The following is a 20,207-nucleotide window of genomic DNA, read 5'->3' as shown; positions in this document are numbered from 1 at the left end:
CGTACAGAACGCGGACTGACAAGTGCAGGAACATTAGAGGCCATTGAGAATTTTCCAAGTTTGCTGAGTAAACTAGATATATAGTAACCCCCAATTTATTGAGGACTGAAAAATGGAGACAATTACTGACCTGCCTGGGTATCGCATAACAGAACAACTCTATGCAGGATCTCGCACTCTAGTCTATCGAGGTGTTCGTGAGTGCGATCGGACTCCAGTCGTCATCAAACTGCTGCGAAACGAATACCCCAGCTTCAGCGAACTGCTGCAATTCCGCAACCAATATACCATCGCCAAAAATCTACGTCTGCCTGGAGTGGTTGAACCCATCGATTTAACACCTTACAAAAACGCCTATGCTTTGATAATGGAGGACTTTGGAGGAGTTTCCCTGTCTACTTATCTCCCGGCAGCAACTGATAAAAACCAACCAGATAAATCTCTATCTTTAGAAAACTTCCTCACCCTAGCCAGGGAACTAGCAAATATTCTCCACTCTCTCTACCAAAACCGAGTTATTCATAAAGATATCAAACCAGCCAATATTCTGATTAACCCACATAGCAAACAAATTAAACTCATTGACTTTAGTATTTCTTCCCTGCTGCCGAGAGAAACCCAAGAAATCCAGAATCCCAACACCATCGAAGGAACCTTAGCTTATCTCTCCCCAGAAAAGACAGGAAGAATGAATCGAGGCATTGACTATCGGAGTGACTTTTATTCGCTGGGTGTCACCTTCTATGAATTGTTGACAACACAGTTACCCTTCGACTCAGACGACCCAATGGAGTTAGTGCATTGTCATCTAGCCAAACAGCCGATTCCCGTACATCAAATCAAGCCAGAAGTTCCCCTAATTTTATCCCAAATTGTTAGTAAACTGATGGCAAAGAATGCGGAAAATCGCTATCAGAGTGCATTAGGACTGAAACACGATTTAGAAATTTGTCTTGCTCAATTACAAAACACGGGTAACATTGAGACGTTTGCATTGGCAACGCGGGATATTACAGACCATTTCCTCATCCCCGAAAAACTCTACGGCAGAGAAACAGAAGTTGAAACCTTATTAGCAGCCTTTGAGCGAGTCAGCAGGGGCAGCACCGAAATGATGCTAGTATCCGGTTACTCTGGCATTGGTAAATCCGCCTTAGTACAAGAAGTTTATAAACCAATTACTAAAGCCAGAGGTTATTTTATTGCCGGAAAATTCGACCAATTTCAACGAAATATCCCTTACGCCGCCGTTGTCAAAGCCTTTCAATCATTAGTCAAGCAACTCTTAACAGAAAGCGAAAATCAACTCAATACCTGGAAAGAAAAAATATTAGCTGCTGTTGGCGCTAATAGTCAAATCATTGTCGATGTCATTCCTGAAGTAGAATTAATCATTGGCCCACAGCCAGCCGTACAAGAATTAGGCGCTACAGAAGCACAAAACCGCTTTAATTTAGTATTTCAAAAATTCATCCGCGTCTTTTGTTCAGTTGACTATCCCTTAGTCATCTTTCTCGACGATTTACAATGGGCTGATGCCGCTACATTGAAATTGCTACAAGTAATGCTCGCAGATGAGCAAACCAACTATCTATTTCTAATTGGTGCTTATCGAGACAACGAAGTTAACCCATCTCATCCTTTAATGATGACTTTGGACGAGCTGCAAAATGAAGGTGCAAGAATCGAGCGAATTACTTTAGCTCCCTTACACCTTCACCAGATAGTGAACTTAATTACTGATACCGTGCGTAAAGACCAAAAATCAGCGCTCCCCCTCGCCGAGTTAGTGGTCAGTAAAACTCAAGGCAATCCTTTTTTTGTCAATCAGTTTCTCAAAACTCTCTATCAAGAAAACCTGCTGAGATTCAATTTTTACGAAAGAAACTGGGATTGGAATATTGCAGAAATTGAATCAGTAGGTATTACTGATAACGTCATTGAATTGATGATTGGCAAATTGAAAAGACTGCCCAAATCAACTCAGCAAGTTTTGCGTTTGGCTGCTTGCGTGGGTAATAGTTTTGACTTAAACACTCTTTCAATTATTAACGAGAAATCTTGGGGAACCACCTTTCAAGAACTATTGCCAGCCATCCAAGAGGGATTAATTTTAACTACTTCTGAGTTAGGTGCTACCGAATCAGAAATAATTAACTCCGACTTGGTAATTACTACTTATAGATTTTTGCACGACCGCGTGCAGCAGTCAGGTTACGCTTTGATTGACTCAAAACTGCAAACAGCAATTCACCTACAAATTGGTCGTCTGTTACTGGCAAATATTTCTCCTGAGCGACGAGCCGAAAGAATTTTTGAAATTGCCGATCATTTAAATTCGGGTCGGAATTTAATCATTGATGAACGCGAGAAAACTGAACTCGCTATTTTAAATTTAACAGCCGCTCGCAAAGCCAAAGATGCAACGGCTTATGCTGCTGCCAGAGATTACTTAAAATTCGGTCTAGAAATTTTACCGGGCGATATTTGGCAAGAATCCTACGAACTAGCTTTTACCTTTCATAAGGAGCTAGCCGAAGCCGAATATTTAAACGGCAATTTTGAAGAATCAGAAGCTTTAATAGAAGTGGCATTTGCCCAGGCTAAATCTGATCTAGAAAAAGCCGAAATTTACAACATTTTGATCGTGCAGTACACTCTGCTAAGTAAATATGAATCAGCAATTCAATCTGGATTAAAAGCCCTTCAATTGCTGGGCATAGACTTGGATGAAGATAATTTAAGCGAGGCGGTTAATGCGGAAATGGTGGCAGCTAAAGCCAACTTGGCTCACCAAGAAATTGCTTCATTAATTAATGCCGACAAGATGAAAGATCCGGCTCAACAAATGGCAATGAAATTATTGGGCAACATGGGGCCGCTAACGTTCTTTTCATCTCAAGAACTGTGGAAGTTGACTGTGATCAAAGCGATTAACCTTTCTCTCAAGTACGGTTTTGTAGCGGGAGGGTCTTACTGCTATTCATGTTATGGAATTATCCTGAATTCAATTTTAGGGGATTACCAATCGGCTTATGAGTTTGGCAGACTCGCTCTGACTCTGAGCGAAAATTCAAATAACTTGTCTCAAAACTGCCAAGATAGTGTGATTTTTGCCAATTACTTAAACTGCTGGGTGAGACCGCTCAAAACTACGGCTGAAATTAATAACGAAGGTTATAAAGTTGGCTTGCAATCGGGGAATTTGCAATGGACGGGTTATAACCGGATGTTTCAAACCATTACCTATTTCTTCCAAGGCATGAATTTGAATAGTCTTTTGGAAGATATTGGCAAGTCGCTCCATTTTTGCTATCACACTAAAAATTTATGGGCAATTGATATTATTATTGCTAATAAGATAGCAATTTTAAATTTGATGGGCGAAGAGGATGAAGTTAGCGAAAAACAGCATTTAGAAAATTTTCAGGGCCGTAAAAGCATGGCAGCGCTGTGCGAGTTTTATGTTTTAAAAGCGCAGACTTTATATCTTTACGAACAGTATAGTGAGGCGCTAGAAGCATCTGAACGCGCGGCAGAGCTGATTGATTATTTGATGGGCCATATTTCTAGTGCTCACCATTATTTTTACCGTTGTCTGATTTTAACGGCTCTGTATTCAGAGGTTTCTGAATCGGAGCGAAAAGATTACTGGCAGCAATTAGAAGCTAATCAGAAACAAATCAAAGTTTGGGCGGATAACTGCTCGGAAAGTTTTGCACATAAATTCTCGCTGGTGGCGGCAGAAATGGCGAGAATTTCAGGTCGAGATTTGTCGGCGATGGATTTGTACGATCGCGCGATAGCCCAGGCTAGAGAGTATGATTTTATTCAGAATGAAGCGCTGGCGGCGGAACTGGCGGCTAAGTTCTGGTTGGGGAAAGATAAAGAAGAATTTGCCCACATCTACCTGACTAAAGCCCACTATGGCTACCAATACTGGGGTGCTAAACGTAAAGTTGAGAGTTTGGAGGAAAAATATCCCCAATTAATAGTGAGAACTTCAGGGAAGACAACTACTCAAACAAAGGTTAACCGCACAACGACGGCGACTACTAGCAGCAATTTGGGTGAGACGCTAGATTTAGCTACGGTGATGAAAGCAACGAGCGCGATTTCGGGTGAAATAGTTTTGAGTAGGTTGCTGGAAAGATTGATGAAAATTGCGATCGAGAATGCGGGGGCACAAAAAGGTTTTTTGATTTTAGAAAAAGCGGGAAACTGGGCGCTAGAGGCGGAAGGTTCGGTGCAGGAGGATGAAGTTAGTGTGCTGCAATCGCTTCCTCTCAATCCGATAGCAGCTTCTGGGGGCACTCCTTTGCTGGCTTGTGCGATCGCCAATTATGTGATTCGCACTCAGGAAAATGTGGTGTTAAATAATGCGGCCCAAGAGGGACAATTTACCCGCGATCCTTATATTGCAGCCACTCAACCGAAATCTATTCTTTGCACTCCTTTGCTGCACCAAGGTAAGCTGACAGGCATTCTTTATTTGGAAAATAACCTGACTGAAGGGGCTTTTACTACCGATCGGCTAGAATTGTTAAAACTTTTATCGGCCCAAATTGCTATTTCCATTGAGAATGCTCAACTTTACGATCAATTAGGGGAATACTCGCGAACGCTGGAACGTAAGGTTATAGAAAGAACGCAAGAATTGCAACAGGAAATCGCTGTTAGGATGCAGACAGAAAGAGCCTTGGGCAAGTCTGAGGAAAAGTTTTCTAAAGCCTTTCGTTCCAGTCCTAACCCGATCGCGATCGCCCGGTTTGCAGATGGACGCTACATCGAAGTGAACGACAGTTTCCTCAGCACTTTTAGTTACTCTCGCGAACAGGTAATTGGTTTTACAGCAAGTGAGTTGAATTTTTGGGTTAATTTAGAAGAATGTGACAGATACAAACAGCTATTGCAAGAATCAGGAGTGCTTCGCAATCAGGAATTCGATTGCCGTACTTCCGCAGGCGAGGTGAGGAAGATGCTGGTATCAGCAGATATTATTGAGCTGGGTGGAGAAGCGTGTATTCTCTTAGTCACTAACGACATTACCGATCGTCAAAGGGTAGAAGAAGCGCTCAAAGAAAGCGAGGCTAAATACCGTGACTTAGTTGAAACATCGCAGGATATGATTTGGTCAGTTGATGCTGAAGGGCGTTATACCTTCGTCAACGCTGCCGTCCAACAGATTTTTGGCTACTGCCCTGAAGAAATGATAGGGCGAAAATTCACTGATTTCAAACCACCTCAACAACTTCCCAAAGATCACGAGATATTCCAACGTATGCTGAACGGAGAGTCCGTCTTTCAGTATGAAACTATACACTTAGCTAAAGACAGCAGACCTATCAATCTCCGGCTTAATTCAATTGTAGTGCGGGATTCCGAGGGAAATATTCTAGGAATAACTGGCACAGCAAGCGATATTACGGAAAGTAAAAAAGCAGAGGCAGCCTTACAACAAGCCAAAGAAGTAGCAGATGCGGCTAACAAGGCTAAAAGCGAATTTTTATCAAAAATGAGTCACGAATTGCGAACTCCCCTCAATGCAATTCTCGGCTTTACCCAAGTGTTAGCCCGCGACTCATCCCTTTCTCACATACAGCAGGGACAGATTGGCATCATTAGTCGTTCTGGCGAGCATTTGCTGACGCTGATTAATGACGTGCTGGAAATGTCTAAAATCGAGGCAGGTCGGATTACCTTAAATCCTACTAGCTTTGACCTGTATCATTTGCTCCATTCTCTCGAAGAAATGCTCAAACTCAAAGCTGATTCTAAAGGTTTACAGCTCAGTTGGCACATCAGTTCTAACATTCCTCAGTATGTAAAAACTGACGAAAGTAAATTGCGTCAAGTTTTGATTAATCTGCTAGGAAATGCGATAAAGTTTACTACAAAGGGAAGTGTAACGCTTCGGGTTGCAGCAATTAGTGCGAAACAAAAGTCCCCCATAGACAACGAACCACGGACTCTTACGTTTGAAGTGGAAGACACTGGTTACGGCATTGCTCCTACTGAGCTAGATTCTCTATTTAAGGCTTTTGTGCAAACTGACGCAGGTCGGAAATCTCAAGAAGGAACAGGCTTGGGTTTACCCATCAGCAGACAATTCGTACAACTGATGGGAGGAGACATTACCGTCAGCAGTACCTTGAATCGAGGAACAACTTTTAGTTTTGATATCCAAATTAGCTCCCCTGATATGGCTGAAATTCAACCTCGACAATCAAGAAGGCGGGTAATTGGTTTAGAACCCAACCAACCCTCGTATCGCATCTTGGTGGTTGATGATAAATGGGAGAGCCGTTTGCTATTGGTTAATGTTCTCGAACCGCTTGGCTTGGAGGTACGCGAAGCAGTAAATGGTCAAGAAGCTATTACAATCTGGGAAACTTGGAAACCCCACCTAATTTGGATGGATATGCAAATGCCTGTGATAGATGGGTATGAGGCCACCAGACAAATTAAAGCCAAGATTCAAGATGAGGCTACCTCGATTGTTGCGTTGACCGCTAGCGCTTTTGAGGAGGAGCGAGCCATTGTTTTATCATCAGGCTGTGACGATTTTGTGAGCAAGCCTTTCCAAGAAGAAGTTATTTTTGCCAAAATGGCTGAACATTTAGGGGTACAGTATATCTATGAAGATTTACCGAACTTTACATTATCTCAGCTTGAGGGTCAAGACTTGAGTGTAAAAGAAGGGGAAAAAACTGAAAATTTAAGGACAACTTTGGGGACAATGCCTGCGGAGTGGGTGATACAGTTACATCAAGCAGCTATCGATGCTGATGCAGAGCTGATTTTAAGTTTGGTCGCCGCAATTCCTGAATCTAATACTTCTTTTGCGGAGGCTATCGCTGATTGGGCTAACAACTTTCGTTTTGATAAAATTACTAACTTAACTGAAGAAAATATTCCATGAACAGCCAGCAATTAGAATCTCATGTTGCAAATCTTTTAGTGGTGGACGATACCCCAGACAACCTGCGTCTTTTATCCACTATGTTGAGCGACAAAGGATATAAAGTTCGGGGCGTAATAAACGGGGAAATGGCATTAAAAGCAGCACGTTCAACCCCACCAGATTTAATTTTGCTCGACATCACGATGCCCCAGATGAATGGCTACGAAGTTTGCCAACATTTAAAAGCGGATGGCAGAACTTCGGGTATTCCAGTTATTTTCTTGAGCGCCCTAGATCAAGTGTTGGATAAAGTCACAGCCTTTGCTGTTGGAGGAGTAGATTACATCACCAAGCCATTTCATTTAGAAGAAGTTTTAGCTCGTGTCGAAAATCAACTAACTCTTCAGCGTTTGCAAAAAAAATTGCACGAGCAAAATGCGCGATTGCAGGAGTCAGAGGCTAAAGAGCGAGAGAAAGCCCAAGAACTAGAGCTGGCTCTACAACAGTTACAAAATGCACAAGCTCAACTCATCCAAAGCGAGAAAATGTCAAGTTTGGGGAATGTTGTAGCAGGAGTAGCTCACGAAATTAACAATCCGATTAGCTTCATTAAAGGGAACCTCTCGCCCGTAAGGGAGTACACTGAAGATTTGCTGAGGCTGGTGCAACTCTACGCAGAAGATTTCCCCAATCCCACAGCAGCTATCCAGGAACAACTGGAGGCAATCGATTTCACTTTTCTCAGGAATGACTTGCCGAAGCTAATTGCTTCTATGAGCATAGGAGCTGACCGAATCGGAGAAATAGTGCACTCGCTACGGAATTTTTCCCGCCTCGATGAAGCTGAGTTGAAAGCGGTAGATATCCATGAAGGGCTTGAAAGTACGCTGATGATTTTGCAGCATCGGCTGAAAGATGAAGCAGACCAAACGATAATTAAAGTGGTAAAAGAGTATGAGGATCTGCCAAAGATAGAATGCTACGCAGGGCAAATTAATCAGGTTTTTATGAATGTTCTGACTAATGCGATTGAGGCGTTGCAATCCCAAAAATGTTTGGCAAATGATGTAGATGATACCAGCCCAATCCCTACTATTACTATTTGCACGAAATTACTCTCCGACTTTCAAGTGGGTATTTATATTACTGATAATGGGCCCGGCATAACCGAAGATATTCAACAACGCATATTTGAGCCATTTTTTACAACGAAGAAAGTGGGTCAAGGAAAGGGGTTGGGGTTATCGATTAGCTATACTATTGTAGTGGACAACCACGGGGGGCAACTCCGTTGTTTTTCGATACCGGATCAAGGGGCGACATTAGCCGTCGAAATTCCGATTTACCACTCTAAAAAAGGTTTTTTTAAAGCAGATTTGGTCGGGGTATAATCCACGCTAAAATAAAAGTAGTCAAAAAGGGTCTAAAATCGTGAATCGTGTTTATTTAGGAGTCATATCATGCCCGATCGATTAACCATAATATCCCGGTCGGGGCGGGTTTTTGAGATTGTCAATTATTGGCAGGTATTGTGGGTGAACCCGCCCCTACAAAAATTGCGATCGAGGGGACATGATATCATTATGATTTGCAATCTTTACACAAATTTCCCTTAATGGCAAGTCGCCAAATTGCTTTTTTTTAGTAGCTTATGCACGCACTCTCAAACCCAAAATAATGATGAATTTAAACCCTGATCTTTTTTCCGTAAAAACCCTAGCAATTGTTTGTGCAATTGCTGCGTTGGTTGTCCTTGGGGGCAAAGTCCTTGCCACAACAATCGATTATGCACCGCCATTTAAAGAAACTAGCTTTTACAGTACGACTATATCTGCTAATAACGATTTAGCTGATATTTATTATCCTAAACCATCCGATCTTAATTCGGGTAATTACTCTTTCCCCATTGTACTGTTATTGCAAGGTGCGCTTGTAGATAAATCATTTTATTCAGATTACGCTAGCCATGTGGCGCGGTACGGCTTTGTGGTAGTTGTTCCGAATCATTTGCGCCCTTCGCCCTTCAATCCCACTTCACCGCCTAATTTGGCGTCGGAAACTTCGCAAATTGCGGCGGTTTTGTCTCAAATGGCGATCGAAAACACAAAGCCCACATCTCCGATCGCGTCTGTTATCGATACGCAGCGCCTTGGTTTATTGGGTCATTCTTTTGGTGGTGCAGTGGGGTTATCCGTTATTGCTAACAAATGTCTCCCAGAATTGTATTTGTGTCAAGAGCCATTTACGCGCCCGAAAGAACTATTAGCGGGTGCCTTTTTTGGAGCTAACCTGCGGAATCCCATTGCTAATGAATTTGTACCCATCGCTAATGATGGCATTGCAGTGGCGTTGATTCAAGGATCTATCGATGGTGTCGCCCTGCCCGATCGAGCTCAAAGCACCTTTGACCAAATTCAAACACCACCCAAAGCTTTGATTACTGTTATGGGTGCAAATCACTTCGGCATTACCAATGTTAATAACCCCGCTGGTGCGATGCCCGATCGCAATACTGCTACCTTAGAGCGAGCCGTGGGTATTGAAACGATCGCCCGTTGGAGCGCCCTGTTTTTGCGGGCAAATATGCTTAAAGATCGATCGGCATTTGATTATATTTACTCTCAAGGTGACGCCCTAGATCCGAATGTCCGTGTTACCACCGTTGCAGTTCCAAAACCATCTTCTAAGTAGCTCCACTTAAAAAAACGTAAGATAGATTAAGGCTAATAGATAGTGTGCCTACATTTAATCGTATACTGGAGGTCAATCGATTTTAGATTTTAGATTTTAGATTTTAGATTAAAGAATTGAAGAATTGACCCCACGGATAAATTCGGGGGCTCCTTTATCGGATACAGGTTTTTTATTTCTGGACGGATGAATCCGGGGGCTTGTATCCTGGATGCTTTCGGTTATGCCACATTAGTGGTTTAACTTTCTACATTGTGCCAGTTATGGTCGATCGCGACTCTCGTCGGATGTGACATCAGTCAGCAATCTCTACAATGCCCGCCAATGTATGCAAAACCGCTACCGAGTATCCACTCTCCGGCAACAAACACCCGCCCAATTGGGATCGCGAAGCTGTAATCCGCTACAATCTGTGTTTGGTAAAGAATTTTTACAAGTTCACAGCCCTTTACAGCCTTTGCGGCTTGTACTACCCAACCTGCCTGAAAATATGGATTTTGCTACTCTTGCTGCCCAGCTAAATGCTGGAACTATCTTGCCAGAGGGAATTGTCATCCTCACCCTCTTGGTGGTTCTCGTCGGCGATTTAATCGTAGGCCGCAGTTCCTCGGGTTGGACTCCCTACGTTGCCGTTGCGGGTTTGCTGGCCGCCGTCGCTGCCTTGTGTTTGCAGTGGGATAACACGGATACCATCTCGTTTCTGGGCGGTTTTAACAGCGATGCCTTGAGTTTAGTGTTTCGCGGAATTATCGCTTTGAGTACGGCTGTCACTATTTTGATATCCGTCCGCTATGTACTGCAAACGGGTACCGCTTTAGCGGAATTTATCGGCATTTTGCTGACCGCTACTTTGGGGGGAATGTTCCTCAGCGGCGCTGATGAATTGGTGATGATTTTTATTTCGTTGGAAACTCTGAGTATCTCGTCTTATTTGCTGACGGGTTACACAAAACGCGACCCGCGTTCCAATGAAGCTGCTTTGAAATATTTGTTAATTGGGTCGTCTTCTTCGGCGGTGTTTCTCTACGGGCTGTCGCTGCTGTACGGCTTGTCTGGTGGCGAAACTAAGCTGAGTGCGATCGCGGCTAACCTTTCTACGGTGAATGAAGGTCAATCTCTCGGTTTGGTGATTGCTTTGGTTTTTGCGATCGCCGGAATCGCCTTCAAAATCTCTGCGGTTCCCTTCCACCAGTGGACTCCTGACGTTTACGAAGGTTCTCCTACACCCGTTGTTGCCTTTCTTTCTGTCGGTTCCAAAGCAGCAGGTTTTGCCCTAGCAATCCGCTTGTTAACAACTGCTTTCCCCGCACTTATCGAACAGTGGCAGTTCGTGTTCACGGCCTTAGCCATTCTCAGCATGGTGTTGGGAAATGTGGTTGCCCTCGCCCAGACTAGCATGAAGCGGCTTTTGGCTTATTCGTCGATCGCCCAAGCCGGTTTTGTAATGCTGGGTTTGATTGCAGGAACAGAAGCCGGTTACTCCAGCATGATATTTTATATGTTGGTTTACCTGTTTATGAACTTGGGTGCTTTCGCCTGCATCATCCTGTTCTCGCTGCGGACGGGAACCGACCAAATTAGCGAATACTCGGGTTTGTACCAAAAAGATCCGCTGTTAACTTTAGCCTTAAGTATTTGCCTGCTTTCTCTCGGCGGAATTCCGCCCCTGGCTGGATTTTTTGGCAAAATCTATCTGTTCTGGGCTGGCTGGCAAGCAGGACTTTACGGCTTAGTTATTCTGGGATTAATTACCAGCGTAGTTTCGATTTACTACTACATCCGTGTTGTCAAGATGATGGTAGTAAAAGAACCTCAAGAAATGTCAGACGCGGTGAAAAATTATCCCGAAATTCGCTGGAACCTTCAGGGAATGCGGCCTTTGCAAGTCAGCGTTGTACTCACCTTGGTGGCGACAACATTGGCGGGAATTTTGTCGAACCCTTTGTTTAATTTGGCTAATGATGCTATTACCAAAACTCCCATGTTGCAGTCGGCATTGAGTCATGTGCAACCTGTTGTGGGTGCGAAACTTGAATCGAATCTGGTGTCTCGCCGGGATTAATTTTTCCTGGTTTTGAAATAGTGGAAAACGCCTGACTCTTTGCAGTTGGGCGTTTCTTTTTTGTTGTGATATACTTAGGACTAATGCCAACTGGGGACTATCGACTTGTAGGGTGCGTCAGACTTTCATTATCAACGGGTAATTAAGAGTTTACGCTATGACGCACCTTACTAATTATGACACTTGCGTAACTCCTGATACTGTTAATTATGATTTTTAAGCGCAGATTAACGCAGATTAACGCAGAGAAAAGTGGGTAATTGAGAATGACTAAAGAACACGTATACCGCATCAACACTGTTTGGACGGGTGCCAGTCAAGGTTCTACTTCATCTTACGACGCTTATTCTCGTGAGTATGCCATAAATATTGAGGGTAAGCCGCCATTTGTGGGTTCGGCAGACCCGACTTTTCGGGGCGATGCTTCTCTGTACAATCCCGAAGATTTGTTGTTGATGGCACTGTCAGCTTGTCATATGTTGAGCTATCTTGCTTTGTGCGCTCGTGCTGGCATTCGGGTAGTCTCTTACTCGGATGCAGCGACGGGCAAGATGGCACAAAAGAATGGAAAGATTCGGTTTACCGAGGTAATTTTGCATCCGCTGGTAACAATCGAAGCTGGTGACGATTTGGAAAAAGCCCGCAGTTTGCACGACAACGCACATCATGTTTGTTTTATTGCTAATTCGGTGAATTTTCCAGTGCTGCATGAAGCAACAGTTATGGAATTAAACAGTTCTGGAACCAATCCCATATAAAATTGGGTGCAATATCTCAAATCGCACCCTTTCAAGCTACCTGAAAATTTGCTATCATATTCTATAAAATCCTCCGTCGTTAAAAATTAGTCGCAACTGTAGAGGTAAAAATGTTAGTAGAAAATAAGCAAAAAATTTATACTCTAGATGAGTACCGGGAGTTAGAGGAAACTGCTGAGTTTAGAAATGAATACCGCGATGGAGAAATTGTACAAATGACTGGTGGTAGTATTAATCACAGCCGGATTATCCGAAATTTGAGTAGAGTCTTGGGAAATTTGCTTGAGGGGCAGCCCTATGAGCTTTTTCACAACGATTTGCGGTTGTGGATTCCTCGGTACCGACGCGGAACTTACCCGGATGTAATGGTGATTGAAGGAGAACCCATTTTCAACGAGGGACGCAGTGATGAGATCCTCAATCCGATGCTCATCGTGGAAGTGCTTTCTAAGTCTACCAAAGATTTTGATCGAGAGGATAAGTTTCGGTTTTATCGATCGATTCCTCAATTCCGTGAATATGTATTAGTCAGCCAATACGAATTGTTAGTCAAACAGTATATTAAAACTGAATCTAATCAATGGTTATTTCAGGAATATGAGGGAGAAACAGCAACAGTTTCTTTTGCTTCCTTGGGAGTGCAAATGTCGATGAACGAGATTTATGCAAAAGTAGTATTTGAAACCCAGGAAACGGAAGTACAAGAATAAAATTAATGCTATATAGCGATTCTAAATGAATTGTGTAATTGTTGTAGGGGCAAAACCCACGCCCGGTTGCCCCGATCCGTGGGGGGTAGGCACGGGGAGTAGGGGTAGCACTACCCCTACATATTTTTACAACTGATGCGAGGATTGCTATATATCCCCGACTTCTGAATCAAATTCATTGGCGAGCGAGATTGTAACCAAGAAGTAGGGGATTTGCTTGGTTTATTCCAGAGTTTCCAAATTTAAATTAAGAGTAAAATTAGATGAATGTAATTTGGTTACTGTTAAAGGCTTCTTGGTTAAATGTTTCCATTGCCATACTCACCGGCTTAATCAGCGGCGGTTGCAGCGCTATGTTAATTTCCCTAATTAATCGGGCAATCAGCGACAATTCCAATGGTAATTTAGTCTGGTATTTTGCGGGATTAGCAATCTTGGCTCTTTTGAGTGGCTTTGTATCCCAATTTTTGTTAATCTACCTTTCTCAAGAAGCTGTTTACAATCTGCGGCTGAGTTTGAGCCGTGGCATTTTGTCTACTCCTTTGCGGAATTTGGAAGAGTTGGGTGCTAACCGCTTGCTGGCAACTCTCACGGATGATGTGGGAACGCTTTCTAATACTATATTTTTGATTCCTTTTCTCTGTGTTGATATCGCTGTTGTCGTGGGCTGCTTAACTTATTTAAGCACGATTTCGGGTACGGTTTTTGTTGTTGTATTTAGTTTTCTGGTGCTGATGATTGGCACGGTGCAGTTGTTGCTGAGCAAAATGCGGAAATTCTTCGATTTAGCCAGAGAAGAACAAGATATATTATTTAAGCATTTTCGCAGTATTACTGATGGAATTAAGGAACTTAAACTGCATTCCTTGCGCCGCCAAGAGTTTTTTACGGAAGAATTGCAGGTGAGTGCTGATGCTTCCCGCGATTATAACGTGACTGCTTTGAATACTGGTGCAGTTGCGATTGGAGTGGGTCAGTTGCTATTTTTTATGCTGATGGGTTTGCTGCTGTTTGCTTTGCCGAAATTTGTGCCGGTTTCAACTCCGGTTTTGTCAGCTTACATTCTGACAAGTACCTATTTGATGTCTCCGTTTAACAATATTTTGCAAAGGTTGCCGGCGATTTTTCGTGCTAATACTTCTGTCGAAAAGATAGAGAGGATGGGATTGGCCTTGGCAAGTCAAGCTGAGATAAATTCAGCGGTTAAACCGTTTCAAACTGCTGAGTGGGAGACGCTGGAGTTAAATCGAATAATTCACAGCTATCCGGGAGAAAAAGAAGACAGCAATTTTAGTTTGGGCGAGCTGAATTTGAAGTTTCATCCGGGTCAATTGGTGTTTATAATTGGCGGTAACGGCAGCGGTAAGTCTACTTTAGCTAAGTTAATCACTGGTTTGTACATTCCTGAATCGGGAGAAATTCTCCTAGATGGTCAGCCAATTACTGATGAGAATCGTGAGTGCTACAGGCAGAATTTTTCGGCAATTTTTTCGGATTTCTATCTGTTTGAAAGGCTTTTGGGGATGACTAATCACGATTTGGACAAGCAGGCTGCTGAATATTTGCGAGAGTTTCATTTGGACAATAAAGTTCAGGTGAAAGATGGAGTTTTGTCAACTACGGCTTTGTCTCAGGGACAGCGAAAGCGGCTGGCTTTGCTGACGGCGTATTTGGAAGATAGACCGATTTATTTGTTTGATGAATGGGCTTCGGATCAAGATCCGTTTTTCCGCGATATTTTTTACAAGCAGTTGCTACCAGAGTTGAAGCGGCGGGGGAAAACGGTGTTTGTGATTAGTCACGACGATCGCTATTTTGATATTGCCGATCGCGCAATTAAACTAGATTACGGTAAAGTAGAGTATGACCGCTCAAATGGATAAGTACCGAATTGTCGAAACTTTGACCGAAAGCCAGGTTTCCGACTTGATGGATTTGTACAAAAACGAGTTTTGGAGTGACAAGCGGACGCGGGAGGATGTTGTGAAAATGCTGGCGGCGACTGATGTTATCATTGGTTTTGTCGATGAGAGCGATCGGCTAATTGCTTTTACTCGCGTTATCACCGATTTTGTGTACAGAGCAACAATTTGTGATGTCATCGTCAACCCAACGCACCGCAAGATGGGACTAGGTGTGAAGTTGATGGATGCAGTTGTAAATCATCCTAAATTGCAAGCTGTTGAAACATTAGGACTTCACTGTTTGCCGAAGATGATACCATTTTATGAACGGTGGGGCTTCAGTGATGATGTGGGCGAGAGGAAATTTATGAAACGAAAAAAGTCCTGAGATTAGTAATTTTCTTTCATCTGCATTTATTCGTAGCCGTAAGGTGCGCCCATAAGGGCCCTTCTAAATTCCCAACTTTTCTCGCATCACATCTGGTGTCTCTCTAAAGCCTACTAAAACAGCCGTTCCATCTTTAACAAACATAGGACGTTTCAGCAGCATCGCATCCTTAGCAAAAGCCTCTACCCACTGTTCGCTAGTCCAATTATTCTTGTCGTCGCCCAAAGCGCGGTAGGATTGACCTGAAGTATTTCGCATGGGTTGAAAACCCAAAGCAGCTACCCAGCTTTGGATTGTTTCGCGAGTCGGCGGCTGTTCTTTTGTGTCAATGAACTCGTAATTAACATCGCTATCTTTGAGCCACTGGAAAGCTTTTTTGCAGGTTCCGCAGTTCGGGATTCCGTAAACTTGAATTGACATAATGATTGTTGACTGTTGACTGTTGACTGTTGACTGTTGACTGTTGACTGTTGGCTAATAACAACTGACTAATGACTGTTGACTGTTGACTGTTGACTGTTGGCTAATAACAACTAACAACTGACAACTGACAACTAACAACTGACAACTGACAACTGACTAATGACTACTGACTAATCTAGCTTGTTGAACCCATTTTTGCACGCGATCGACTGAAGGAGTTAAGTCATTGCGCTGCATTGTCGCTACGTGCAGCCTTAAAATTTGTTGGTGCAATCTCTCGACGGGCATTTGAGCCAATTGAGCCGGCGAAGCAACGCCGGCGTGAAGTAACAGCCCGCAATACTGACACCCTACACTTGGAATTCGAGCCAAATTTGCCATCGCTACCCATTTATTAACATATTGAATGTTAATCTGTAATTGATTGGCTAGCAACACTTTCGCCGCCTGCGTTTTCGTCAGGCTAATTAGTTGTCCGGTTGTCGTGATGCTGCACTCTTCCAGTTGAGATTGGTTTTCCTTGCTCAATCCCGGTAAGTGTGCTATCGGCCAGTCGCGTACTTGCACAGAAGTTTGAGGAGCTTTATGAGAAATTTTCATGTTTTTTCTGTTAATTTTACTTATACTTTAAAGTCTCATATATCAAACAGTCAATAGAGGATCTCGCTCACGTCACCCAATCAACAAAAACCAGACCCAGGAATTTGACTAATTGCGGGGGTTGTGACCTTTCTGCTAATTGCCTGCGGAGTAGCCGTTTCAGCCTGTTTTTACTGACTGGGGATCGGGCTTACAGCTTAACCCAATCATCCGGGTGATGACGACCAAGACTATAAAAAAGACAGCCTATAAATGCTAGCAAAAAAGAAGTGACCGATGAGAATTTTCTCAAAAATGCCTGCCAAGTTGGCAGTCAGAATTTTAGTGCTTTAATGCTGAGAATGCAAAAACTTGTGGCTGACTGCAAACCCAACTCTAAATTATAGGTTTTTACCCATGACAATTACACAAGGTGATGATTTGTTAACTAATACTCTACACCAACGGCGGCAAAAACTGGCTAGTTTAATTAATTTTCCGGTAATTTTATGGTCGGGGCGCAGCATTCCTCGCAATTATCCGGCACTTACTTATCCCTTTCGTGCCAGCAGTCACTTTCTATATTTTGCTGGTTTGCCCTTAGAAAATGCTGCCATTCGCTTAGAATCGGGCAAATTAGAATTGTTCTTAGATGACGCACCTGCTAGCAGCACTCTTTGGCACGGAGAAATGCCGAAAAGAGCAGAAATTGCCGAACTAATTGGGGCTGATGCTGCTTTTCCAATGACGGAATTGAAAGCGCGCTCAACAAATGCAGCAACGATCGCAATTCAGGATTCTTGGACTCAGTTGCAACAGTCTCAAATTCTAGATCGCCCTCTGGCACCGCCCAACTCGCCAACCGGAATCGACCTAGAATTAACCAAGGCCATCATATCTCTGCGCCTGAGCCACGATGCAGCCAGTTTGGCCGAATTGCGTCAAGCTGCCGCTGTCACTGTAGAAGCTCACAAAGCGGGAATGGCGGCAACCCGAAATGCTCAAATTGAAGCAGGGGTGCGCGCTGCAATGGAAAGTGTCATCATCTCCAAAAATATGACCTATGCCTATCCTAGTATCGTGACGGTGCATGGAGAAGTGCTGCACAGCGAACATTATCACAATCCCCTACAAACAGGAGATTTGCTGTTAGCAGATGTCGGTGCGGAAACATCAACGGGATGGGCGGCTGATGTGACTCGCACTTGGCCGGTTTCTGGCAAGTTTTCTCCGACTCAAAGAGCGATTTATGATGTAGTTTTGGCAGCACACGATGCTTGTATTGATAAAGTTAGTGCGGGGGTGGAATATCGAGACATTCACCTGTTAGCTGCTCGGATTATGGCGGAAGGATTAGTTGATTTAGGTATTTTGCGGGGCAATGTTGAAGATTTGGTAGAAATGGATGCTCACGCGCTGTTTTTTGTACATGGAATCGGACATTTAATTGGTTTAGATGTTCACGATATGGAAGATTTAGGAGATTTGGCTGGCTATGAAGAAGGAAGAACGAGAAGCAGTCGGTTTGGGTTGGGATTTTTGCGGTTGAATCGAGTTTTGCGTCCGGGAATGCTGGTATCGATCGAACCGGGATTTTATCAAGTTCCGGCCATCTTAAATAACCCAGAAAACCGCGCTAAATATGAAGATTTTGTTAAGTGGGAGGAGTTGGAAAAATTCGCCGATGTGCGGGGGATACGCATAGAAGATGATATACTTGTCATCGATGAGGGTAGAGAAGTATTGACAGGCAAATTGCCCACAAAAGCTCCGGAGATTGAGGAGTTAGTTGCGGTAAATACGTAAGTAGAGCCGAGTTCGATCGCACCATTGGTGTCAACTTAACGTCAAACCCAGTTAGAGACTGATGTTTGACTATTAAGGCTAGATCACCCTGGCGCCCCCCTTAATAAGGGGGGGACAGGAGTCTTCTCAAAGTCAACCCCTACTCCCCAACAATCAGGGGGATTTAGGGGGATCTAGACTTTACCTAAAAGCGACATTGATCAGGGGTTTCAGGCTTAAGTTGACACCAATGATATCGCACATACGCAGTTCCATCAGGGGTGAAAAAAAATAAATAAAGATGAATAAAGGTTGGCCAACAAGTCTTTTGATATTAGTTAAAAAAGTGGTCTCGCAAGTCAGAAAATTCGCTGCACTAATACTTCCACGCATTGTTCGCAAACCTATATCCTCGCGGCCGCCGATGCAAGCTGCACCTTTGCCCAGCAACGAAGAAGAGAGAATAGAAGCACTTCACCGCTACAACATTCTCGACACAGAAGCCGAAGCAGCTTTTGATGATCTAACAGCTTTAGCATCCTATATTTGCGGCACTCCTATTGCTTTAGTAAGCTTAATAGATTCTAACCGACAGTGGTTTAAATCCAAAGTCGGCCTGGAAGCGCCCGAAACTCCGAGAGAGTCAGCTTTTTGCGCCCACGCTATTTTAAATCCCAACGAATTGCTAGTTGTACCCAATGCTTTAGATGACGATCGCTTTGTCGGCAATCCGCTAGTAACTTCCGATCCCAATATTCGGTTTTATGCTGGAGCCCCGCTAGTAACTCCTGACGGTTATCCGATCGGCACTTTGTGCGCGATAGATACAGTTCCTCGTAATCTCACCCCACAACAGCTAGAAGCGCTGCGGACTTTAGGACGGCAAATTATTAACCAAATGGAGTTGCGAATAAATATAACTAAATTAAAGCGCGCACAGATCAGGAACAAACAAGTAGAAGCCAAACTCCGTTCTACAGACGAGCAAATTGTCAATTTTTTAGAAGGAATGAGCGATGCTTTTTTTGCTTTAGACACCCAGTGGCGATTTACTTACGTCAATTACAAAGCAGGGCAATTTTTGCAGCGATCGCCGGAAGAAATTTATGGTAAAAATATTTGGGAAGAGTTTCCCGAATTAGTGAGTTCTGATTTTTATGAAGAGTATCATGCAGCGGTAGCGAAACAAGTTGGAGTGAGTTTTGAAAAATATTATCTTCCCTTAAAAGTGTGGTTGGAAGTCCGGGTTTTTCCTGGTCACGACGGCCTTTCTGTGTTTTTTCACAACATTTCCAAGCGCAAGAAGATGGAAGCTGCACTCAAGAAAGAACAGAGAAAAACTGACGGTTTACTGCTAAATATTTTGCCCGGACCGATCGTGGATCGGTTGAAGCACGAACCGGGGGTAATTGCAGACAAGTTTGAAAAAGCAACAATTCTTTTTGCTGATTTGGTGAATTTTACCCAAATTTCTACCACCATGTCCGCAACTAAATTAGTGTACTTGCTGAATGAAATTTTCTCAGCTTTTGACCAACTGAGTGAGAAGCACGGCTTAGAAAAAATCAAGACGATCGGGGACGCTTACATGGTAGCAGGCGGCATTCCCATTGAACGCCCAGACCACGCAGAGGCGATCGCCGAAATGGCGCTGGATATGCTAGTAGCAATTGAGAAATTAAATGTGAAGCTAGACGCGAAATTTGAGCTCCGCATCGGGATTAATAGCGGCCCGGTGGTAGCAGGGGTAATCGGCACTAAAAAATTTATTTACGATTTGTGGGGAAATGCGGTAAATACAGCCAGCCGTATGGAATCTCACGGCATAACAGGCCGCATTCAAGTCAGCCATTATACTCATAAGTTGCTGCAGGATAAATATGAATTTGAAGATCGCGGCGAGATCGAGATTAAAGGTAAAGGGCCAATGCAAACTTATTTACTGACGGGGAGAAAAACAGGAAGCGATCTCAAAATTGCAGATATTGACTAAAGTGCCAAAT

General features: G+C 43.5%; 12 protein-coding genes. 10 read left to right on the top strand and 2 right to left on the bottom strand.

All coding sequences use genetic code 11. From position 1 onward, the window contains the following. Positions 1-112 precede the first annotated feature (112 nt). From QUA00_RS02910 to QUA00_RS02875, 8 genes are all read left to right on the top strand, one after another. On the top strand, positions 113-6,922 hold the full coding sequence (locus QUA00_RS02910; protein ID WP_333408629.1) for an AAA family ATPase: 6,810 nt from the start codon (positions 113-115) through the stop codon (positions 6,920-6,922). Then, positions 6,919-8,295, top strand: a complete 1,377-nt coding sequence (locus QUA00_RS02905) for a response regulator (RefSeq protein WP_333408628.1) — start codon at positions 6,919-6,921, stop codon at positions 8,293-8,295. The genes QUA00_RS02910 and QUA00_RS02905 overlap by 4 nt, the downstream gene beginning before the upstream one ends. Before the next feature lie 286 nt (positions 8,296-8,581). After that, entirely contained in the window at positions 8,582-9,595 is a 1,014-nt protein-coding gene (locus QUA00_RS02900; protein WP_333144851.1) for a poly(ethylene terephthalate) hydrolase family protein, read from the top strand. 490 nt (positions 9,596-10,085) lie between these two features. After that, on the top strand, positions 10,086-11,657 hold the full coding sequence (locus QUA00_RS02895) for an NAD(P)H-quinone oxidoreductase subunit N (RefSeq protein ID WP_333408661.1): 1,572 nt from the start codon (positions 10,086-10,088) through the stop codon (positions 11,655-11,657). 266 nt (positions 11,658-11,923) lie between these two features. After that, positions 11,924-12,415: an OsmC family protein gene (locus QUA00_RS02890; RefSeq protein WP_333408627.1), complete on the top strand. Its 492-nt coding sequence runs from the start codon at positions 11,924-11,926 to the stop codon at positions 12,413-12,415. A gap of 110 nt (positions 12,416-12,525) precedes the next feature. Then, positions 12,526-13,125: a Uma2 family endonuclease gene (locus QUA00_RS02885; protein ID WP_333408626.1), complete on the top strand. Its 600-nt coding sequence runs from the start codon at positions 12,526-12,528 to the stop codon at positions 13,123-13,125. A gap of 263 nt (positions 13,126-13,388) precedes the next feature. Then, positions 13,389-15,008 (top strand): cyclic peptide export ABC transporter, encoded by a 1,620-nt coding sequence (locus QUA00_RS02880; RefSeq protein ID WP_333144849.1) that lies wholly within the window; start codon positions 13,389-13,391, stop codon positions 15,006-15,008. Beyond that, the gene (locus QUA00_RS02875) at positions 14,989-15,417 is read left to right on the top strand and encodes a GNAT family N-acetyltransferase (RefSeq protein ID WP_333104348.1); all 429 of its coding nucleotides are present in this window, start codon (positions 14,989-14,991) and stop codon (positions 15,415-15,417) included. The genes QUA00_RS02880 and QUA00_RS02875 overlap by 20 nt, the downstream gene beginning before the upstream one ends. Before the next feature lie 63 nt (positions 15,418-15,480). Here the strand turns inward: QUA00_RS02875 and QUA00_RS02870 are convergent, their stop codons facing one another. Together QUA00_RS02870 and QUA00_RS02865 are read right to left on the bottom strand one after the other, a co-directional pair. After that, the gene (locus tag QUA00_RS02870) at positions 15,481-15,837 is read right to left on the bottom strand and encodes a Spx/MgsR family RNA polymerase-binding regulatory protein (RefSeq protein WP_333144848.1); all 357 of its coding nucleotides are present in this window, start codon (positions 15,835-15,837) and stop codon (positions 15,481-15,483) included. A gap of 159 nt (positions 15,838-15,996) precedes the next feature. Beyond that, positions 15,997-16,440, bottom strand: a complete 444-nt coding sequence (locus tag QUA00_RS02865; RefSeq protein ID WP_333306702.1) for a DUF4332 domain-containing protein — start codon at positions 16,438-16,440, stop codon at positions 15,997-15,999. A 396-nt stretch (positions 16,441-16,836) separates the two neighbouring features. On the opposite strand from QUA00_RS02865, the gene QUA00_RS02860 reads away from it, so the two are divergent. Beyond that, entirely contained in the window at positions 16,837-18,225 is a 1,389-nt protein-coding gene (locus QUA00_RS02860; RefSeq protein WP_333408625.1) for an aminopeptidase P family protein, read from the top strand. A gap of 403 nt (positions 18,226-18,628) precedes the next feature. Next, a complete protein-coding gene (locus QUA00_RS02855) occupies positions 18,629-20,197 on the top strand; it encodes an adenylate/guanylate cyclase domain-containing protein (RefSeq protein WP_445305715.1) in 1,569 nt (522 codons plus the stop codon). Positions 20,198-20,207 lie beyond the last annotated feature (10 nt).

Source organism: Microcoleus sp. T2B6, from assembly GCF_036700475.1.
GTDB lineage: Bacteria > Cyanobacteriota > Cyanobacteriia > Cyanobacteriales > Microcoleaceae > Microcoleus.
Note: the sequence above shows the minus strand (reverse complement) of the source record. Positions and strands in the feature narration are given on the sequence as shown.